Origin of the sequence: Actinomyces denticolens (assembly GCF_002072185.1) — a bacterium.
Classification (GTDB): Bacteria; Actinomycetota; Actinomycetes; order Actinomycetales; family Actinomycetaceae; genus Actinomyces; species Actinomyces denticolens.
Genome location: NZ_MVIW01000015.1, coordinates 61,770 through 68,583 on the forward strand (window position 1 = coordinate 61,770; position 6,814 = coordinate 68,583).

Annotated in this window: 6 protein-coding genes; 5 read left to right on the forward strand and 1 reads right to left on the reverse strand. The window is 74.4% G+C overall.

Going from position 1 to position 6,814, the window contains the following annotated elements:
• Nucleotides 1-32 precede the first annotated feature (32 nt).
• From B1H55_RS05945 to rpe, 4 genes are read left to right on the forward strand one after another with little or no spacing between them, the layout of a single operon-like run.
• The gene (locus B1H55_RS05945; protein ID WP_307190200.1) at nt 33-818 is read left to right on the forward strand and encodes an HAD family hydrolase; all 786 of its coding nucleotides are present in this window, start codon (nt 33-35) and stop codon (nt 816-818) included.
• A 10-nt stretch (nt 819-828) separates the two neighbouring features.
• Complete coding sequence (fmt, locus tag B1H55_RS05950; protein WP_077241097.1) at nt 829-1,824, forward strand: methionyl-tRNA formyltransferase; 996 nt, start codon at nt 829-831, stop codon at nt 1,822-1,824.
• Entirely contained in the window at nt 1,824-3,431 is a 1,608-nt protein-coding gene (locus B1H55_RS05955) for an RsmB/NOP family class I SAM-dependent RNA methyltransferase (protein WP_077241098.1), read from the forward strand. The genes fmt and B1H55_RS05955 overlap by 1 nt, the downstream gene beginning before the upstream one ends.
• A 54-nt stretch (nt 3,432-3,485) precedes the next feature.
• A complete protein-coding gene (gene rpe / locus B1H55_RS05960) occupies nt 3,486-4,163 on the forward strand; it encodes a ribulose-phosphate 3-epimerase (RefSeq protein WP_073454303.1) in 678 nt (225 codons plus the stop codon).
• 63 nt (nt 4,164-4,226) lie between these two features.
• Here the strand turns inward: rpe and B1H55_RS05965 are convergent, their stop codons facing one another.
• A complete protein-coding gene (locus B1H55_RS05965) occupies nt 4,227-4,517 on the reverse strand; it encodes a hypothetical protein (RefSeq protein WP_197702450.1) in 291 nt (96 codons plus the stop codon).
• A 687-nt stretch (nt 4,518-5,204) separates the two neighbouring features.
• On the opposite strand from B1H55_RS05965, the gene B1H55_RS05970 reads away from it, so the two are divergent.
• On the forward strand, nt 5,205-6,814 hold a 1,610-nt coding region (locus tag B1H55_RS05970; protein ID WP_080461635.1), incomplete at its 3' end, for an acetyl-CoA carboxylase biotin carboxylase subunit.

The window sequence follows — 6,814 nt, forward strand, 5'->3', positions numbered from 1 at the left end:
ACGCACCGGGCGACGCTCGCTACAGTCCTGGCGTGAGCACTGTAAGCAACCATGAGCACGTGAGCACCGGTCGTGCCTCTCAGGCGCGCCCCGTTAGCCCTGCGAGCGCTGATCCCGCGCAGTCGCAGCGCCTGCCGCCCCGGCGGTCCGCGGGGCAGGCCCGTGTGAGTGCCGCCGGCATCGCAGGCGGGGTGGACGCGATCATCCTCGACCTGGGCAACGTGCTCTACACCTGGGAGGCCGTCGCCGCCGTTGCCGGGCGCGTGAGCCGAGCCGACTGGGACGAGTTCTGCGACGGCGCGGACTTCGCGTCCCTCAACCGCCGCTCCGACCTCGGGGAGGACTTCGAGGCCGTCGCCGCCGGCCTCACCGTCGCCCATCCCGAGCGGCCCGACTGGGCGGACATCCTGCGCCTTTACCGCGCCTGCTTCCGCGACTCCCTCACCGGCCCCGTGCCCGGAATGGTGGGCCTGGTCGACGAGCTCCTCGCCACCGGCATCCCCCTCTACTGCCTGACCAACTACAACGGCCCCGCCTTCGACGACACCCGCGACCTCTTCCCGCAGCTCGACCGCTTCGCCGGGATCGTCGTCTCCGGCAAGGAGCACCTCATCAAGCCAGACCCGACGATCTTCCGGCTCACCCTGGAGCGCTTCGGCCTCGAGCCCTCCCGCACTCTCTTCATCGACGACTCCCCGGCCAACACCGCCAGCGCCGTCGGCATGGGCATCCTCACCCATACCTTCACAGGCGCCGGTGCCCTGCGCGCCGAGCTCGTCGAGCGCGGCATCCTGCCTGCCCGCGCCGCCCGCCCCTAGACTGGCGCTCATGCGCATCCTCTTCGCCGGGACCCCCGAGCCGGCGCTCCCCGTGCTGCGGGCACTCATGGATTCACCCGAGCACGAGATCGCCGGAGTCCTCACCCGGGCCGACGCCCGCTCCGGCCGCGGCCGGGCCCTGCGCCCCTCGCCCGTGGCAGCCGTCGCCCGCGAGTCCGGCATCGACACGCGCACCCCCGCCACCCTCAAGACCCCCGAGATCCAGGACTGGGTGCGCTCCCTGGGCGCCGACGCGGCCGTCGTCGTCGCCTACGGCCGGCTCGTTCCTCCCGCCCTCCTGGACGTCCCCGCCCATGGCTGGCTCAATCTCCACTTCTCCCTCCTGCCCGCCTGGCGCGGCGCCGCCCCCGTCCAGCACGCGATCATCCACGGTGACGACGTCACCGGTGCCTGCGTCTTCCGCCTCGAGGCCGGGCTGGACACCGGGCCCGTCCTCGCGCGCCTGACCGAGCCCATCGGCCCCGCCGACACCGCCGGGGACCTCCTGGCCCGCCTGGCCGACGCGGGCGCGACCCTCGTCCTGGACGCCCTGGCCAGCCTCGCCGCCGGCACCGCGCGCCCCACCCCCCAGCCCGACGACGGCGTGAGCCTGGCCCCCATGCTCACCCCCGACGACGGGCGCATCGACTGGGCGCGGCCCGCCGCCGAGATCGACCGCCGGATCCGCGGCGTCACCCCCGCGCCCGGCGCGCACACCACCTATGGGGGCGCCCGCCTCCGCCTCGGGCCCGCCACCCCCGTTCCCGGGGCCACCGGTGCGGGCGACGACGCCGGCACCGGAGCCCTCGCACCCGGAGAGCTGCGCGCCACCAAGCGGGAGGTCCTCGTGGGCACCGGCTCCGGCACGCTGCGCCTGGGCCAGGTGGCGCCGGCCGGCAAGAACTGGATGGATGCGGCCGCCTGGGCCCGCGGCGCGAGGCCCGCTCCCGGCGCCCGCCTCGGCGAGCGGACCGCCTCGACGGCGATGACGGGAGGCGAGCGCTGATGGCCGGGCGGGCAGGCGGCAGCGGCCGGGATGGCAGGGGCGGCGGCCGTAACCATCAGCGGGGCCATGCCGCCTCCCAGCGGCGCGGCCAGGGCCGCGAGCGCGGACACGGCAACGAGGGCGGTCGCCACAACCCGGCGCGCCAGGGCTCCCAGCTGGGGCGCGGCCCGCAGGGCGACGGCGACTCCCGGCGCTCGCGCCCCAGCCCCGACGCCGCGCGCCGGGCGGCCCTCGAGGCCCTGACGAGGGTCCGCGAGGACGGCGCCTACGCCAACCTGGTGCTCCCGCCGATCCTGGACGCCGCGCACCTCGACCGCCGGGACGCCGGCTTCGCCACCGCCCTGACCTATGGGGCCCTGCGCCTGGCGGGCCGCTACGACGCGATCCTCGCCCTCTGCGTCGACCGCCCCCTGGACCGGCTCGACGGCGTCGTCCTCGACGCGCTGCGCCTGGGCGCCCACCAGCTCCTCGGCATGCGCGTGCCCGCCCACGCCGCCGTGTCGGCCACGGTGGAGCTCGCCGCCCACGCCGCGGGGCGCAGCGCCTCCAGCTTCGTCAACGCCGTCCTGCGGAGGGTCTCCGCCAAGGACCTCGACGCCTGGCTGGCCGAGGTGCGCCAGGACGCCCCGGATGAGTTGGCCGCCCTGGCGGCCATCGAGTCCCACCCCGTGTGGATCGCCAAGGCCCTGCGCCAGGCCCTCGTGGTGAGCGGGCGCGATCCCAGCGAGCTCGAAGATCTCCTGGCTGCGGACAATGCCGACCCCGAGGTGGTGCTCTGCGCCCGTCCCGGCCTCGTCGAGACCGAGCGCCTGGCCGCCGAGGCCCGGCGCGCCGTCGGAGACGAGCCCCGGCCGGGGGACATCAGCCCCTGCGCCGTCGTCCTGACCGGGGGCGACCCCGGCCGTATCCCCGCGGTGCGCGACAGCCGCGCGGGCGTTGAGGACGAGGGCTCCCAGCTCGTCGCCCTCATGGTCAGCGAGCCGGCGATCGCCGGGCGCGATGAGCACTGGCTCGACATATGCGCCGGCCCCGGCGGCAAGGCGGCGCTCCTGGGGGCCCGGGCCGCGCAGCGGGGCGCTCGCCTCGTCGCCAACGAGGTCACGCCCCACCGCGCCAGGCTCGTCGAGGCCGCCGTGCGCGCCATCCCCGACGGCGTCGTCGAGATCCGCTGCGGGGACGGGCGCCAGTTCGGGCGGGACGAGCCCGGGCGCTACGACCGCGTCCTCGTCGACGCGCCCTGCACGGGCCTGGGTTCCCTGCGCCGCCGCCCCGAGGCCCGCTGGCGCCGCGATCCCAAGGATGTCACCGAGCTCGCCGCCCTCCAGCGCGAGCTGCTCCTGTCCGCCTTGGCCGCCGTGCGGCGCGGGGGATTGGTCGCCTATGTCACCTGCTCGCCCCACGCCCTGGAGACCAGCCTCGTCGTCAAGGACGCTCTGAGCCGCGCCACGCGCGAGGGCATGAGCATCGAGACGCTCCACGCCGGCGACGCCGCCACTCGCATCGCGCCGCGGCCGCCCGCCGGGGCCGACCGCGAGCAGCTTCAGCTCTGGTCCCACCTGGACGGCACCGACGCCATGTTCTGCGCCCTCCTGCGCCGCGACCGCTGACAGCGGGCCGACCGTGCACCACCAGCCCTGATATCTCACTGAGGAGAATCCGCCATGACCGCCGAGCCCGCGATCCACCCCTCCATCCTCAATGCCGACATCTCGCGCCTGGCCGATGAGATCGTCCGCATCTCCGGGCCCGGGGGCGCCGACGGCGTCCATGTCGATGTCATGGACAATCACTTCGTGCCCAACCTGTCCTGGGGGCTGCCGGTGGTCGAGGCCGTCCTGAACTGCACGGGTCTGCCCATCGACGCCCATCTCATGATCGAGGACGCCGACCGCTGGGCCCCCGCCTACGCGGAGGTCGGCTGCGCCACCGTCACCGCCCACGCCGAGGCCACGACGGCGCCGGTCCGCCTGGCCGCGGAATTGCACCGCCTCGGGGCCCGCGCCGGTATCGCCCTGCGCCCGGCCACGCCCCTGGAGGCCGTGGCGGACGTGCTCGGCGATTTCGAGATGCTCCTCATCATGACCGTCGAGCCCGGTTTCGGCGGTCAGTCGTTCATCGAGTCGATGCTGCCCAAGATCCAGCGCGCCCGGCGTCTCGTGGGGGAGCGCGGACTGGAGCTGAGCATTCAGATCGACGGCGGGGTCTCCGCCGCCACGATCGAGCGCGCCGCCGAGGCGGGCGCCGATGTCTTCGTCGCCGGCTCGGCCGTCTACGGCGCCGACGATGCACTGGCCGCGATCGGTGAGCTGCGCGCGCTGGCCGCCGCCCACATGTGCTGAGGCGCAGCGGCCCGAGACACTGCCATGACCCGGGCCGACGCGGAGCTCAGCGGAGGGGGCTTGTCAGTCGGCGATGCCGAGCCGCCTCATGAGCCTTCGGCGCCTGCGGTGGAGGCGCCACCAGCTCGCGGTGTGTTTGGCCTGGATTGTTCCCATCTCGTCGAGCGAGGGCAGCCCCAGGTTCTCCAGTTGCGCGGCTATCGCCTCGGTGTCCCCGGGCTTGTGGCCCTCGATGATCTCATGAGCGCGCCTGACCGATGGATCGGAGAGCGGGTGCGCCGCGATCAACTCATCGACCGAGGCCAACTCACTCCGAAGGCTCTGTGTGGACTTGCGCCAGAACATGGTCCTCACGCCCCGATGGGACAACGGGATGGGAAGGTGGCGAGCATCGGGAGGGTCCTCTCATCTACGTCATGTTCGCGCCTCGCTGCGCCCTCGCACGATAAGTGAGGCAGCCCTAAGCGCGCAAGCCTGCCGGCGCTCCGCCAGTACGGCTCAGTGGGGCTCTCCCGCTGGCCAGGATCGCGTTGCCTGCGTGGCCGGTGTCCATCGCGTGCCGAGCGCGCCAGCCACACGCGCTGAGGCGCGTCGGGGGGCCGCCCGGCGTCGTCGCGTGGGGCGGGCAGAGTCGGTTCGTGAGCCCCTCTCATAGGGGATTCCTCTCAGGCGACTGCCCGATACGGCGGCCCGACACGCCGTGACGGGCCCCTCGCCCCGCCCGTGAGACGCTTGTCTCAGAGAGGTTTTCCCCCGTCATGGCGCGGGATATCTCGAGACGATCACACCGGTTCAAGGGGCTCACGTGCGTTTGTGAGGATTCCACAATCGGCTATCGGCGGGCCTGGGACGTAGCGTGGGGCATGACCGCACAGGCTGTCTGTTTCGACAGGCGTCCCGCGCGGCCCGCGCCCGGCACCCGCCGGGATGCGACGTCGACACCGCCGGCAGCCCGGCCCGAGCCCGCCGCCTCCCGCGCCCATCGCCGGGCAGGGGCAGCGGCGATCGGACCGGTCGTGCGACGGCCTCAAGGAGCCATTGGTGACACACGGTCAGTACCCCTCCCGCGTCCTCATCGCCAATCGCGGCGAGATCGCCCTGCGAGTCATCCGCACCGTCAGGGACCTGGGAGGGACCTCGATCCTGCCGTACACGCCCGAGGATCTCATGAGCCCGGCGGCCGAGCTGGCCGACGAGGCCCACGCCCTTCCCGAGGGCTCCGCCTACACCGACGCCGACGCCATCCTCGCCCTGGCCCGCGCCACCGGCGCCGACGCCATCCACCCCGGCTACGGCTTCCTGTCCGAGAACGCGGACTTCGCCCGCGCCGTCGCCGACGCCGGCATCACCTGGGTCGGCCCCAGCCCCGAGGCCATGGACGCCCTGGGGGACAAGATGACCGCCCGCGCCACTGCCGAGCGCGCCGGTGTCGCCCCCGTCCCCGGGATCACCGAGTCCGTCACGTCGGCCTCCACCGTCATCGACTTCGCCGCCGAGCACGGCTACCCCGTCGCCCTCAAGCGCACCGATGGCGGCGGCGGGCGCGGCATCACGGTCCTGGCCAACGACGACGACGCCCGCTCCACCCCCGCGTTCGAGTCGGCCGGCGCCGGAGGCGGCACCCTCATCCTCGAGCGCTTCGTCACCGCGGCCCGCCACATCGAGACCCAGTGCGCGCGCGACTCCCACGGCGCCTTCGCCGTCGTCTCGACCCGCGACTGCACCCTCCAGCGCCGCAACCAGAAACTCCTCGAGGAGGCCCCCGCCCCCTTCCTGCCCGAGGGCATTCATGAGGCCCTCGTCGACTCCTCCCGGCGCCTCCTCGAGACCGTCGGGTACGTGGGCGTGGCCACCTGCGAATTCCTCCTCACCCCCGACGGCGACCTGTGGTTCCTCGAGGTCAACCCCCGCCTGCAGGTCGAGCACTGCGTGAGCGAGGAGGTCACCGGCGTCGACCTCGTCGCCCTCCAGCTGCGCGTCGCCGCCGGGGGCCGCCTCGGCGACATCCCGCCGGTGCGCGGGCACTCCATCGAACTGCGCATCACCTGCGAGGACCCCGCCGCCGGGCTCGCCCCCTCCACCGGCACGATCACCCGCCTGCGCTGGCCCGCCGGCCCCGGCATCCGCATCGAGTCCGGGGTGGTCGAGGGCGACGTCGTCACCCCCATGTTCGACCCCATGCTCGCCAAGATCGTCGTCACCGGCGCCACCCGGGAGCAGGCCCTCGCCCGCGCGCGCCGCGCCCTGGCCGAGACGGCCGTCGAGGGCGTCACCGTGTGCACCTCCCTGCACGAGGCCGTCCTGAGCATGCCCGCCTTCACCCAGCCGAACGCCTCCGGCCTCCTCGGGGTCACCACCCGCTGGATCGAGAACGACGTCCTGCCCGTCCTCGCCGGCGCCCCGGGGGACGGCACCGCGACCGCCGGCCCCGTCGCCGCGGGCAGCCAGGCCCCCGCCCCCGCCGCGGCCACCACCCGCACCCGCTCCACCTACATCATCGAGGTCAACGGCCAGCGGGTCTCCCTGACCATCCCCGACGGCATCCTCGGCGGTCACGGACACCGCGGGGGCCTGACCGGCTCGGGCGGCGGCTCGCGCCGCGCCCGCAGGGGCCAGCCCCTGCGCGGTCGCGGCGCCGCCCGCGCCGCCCG